1 pseudogene is annotated in these 313 nt (G+C 65.2%); it reads right to left on the bottom strand.

Features of this window, described 5'->3' with window-relative positions:
- Positions 1-288: pseudogene (locus tag CYJ76_RS11895) on the bottom strand (homoserine dehydrogenase); the annotation flags it as partial.
- Positions 289-313: the final 25 nt, after the last annotated feature.

Genomic DNA, 313 nt, shown 5'->3' with positions numbered 1-313 from the left:
CACCTGCATATCCACGTGGTAGCGGGTACAAACGTCACCAAAGTTGGCGATGGGCAGGGAGGCGTAGGTGGACTCCCCTGGCCCGCGGCCGCCGAGCACGATGTTGCGGGCTACAGCCACGACGTCACCCAGAACGGCGGAAGCGGTCGGGCCGCCACCGGCGCCGTTGCCGTAGAACATCAGGCGACCGGCGGACTCCGCCTCAACGAAGACCGCATTGTAGGATTCGGACACGCTGGACAGCGGGTGGCTGCTGGGGATCAGCGCCGGGTACACGCTTGCAGACACGGATTCCTTACCTTCCTCATCCACC

The organism is Kytococcus schroeteri, assembly GCF_002847825.1.
GTDB classification, from domain to species: Bacteria; Actinomycetota; Actinomycetes; order Actinomycetales; family Dermatophilaceae; genus Kytococcus; species Kytococcus schroeteri.
Note: the sequence above shows the minus strand (reverse complement) of the source record. Positions and strands in the feature narration are given on the sequence as shown.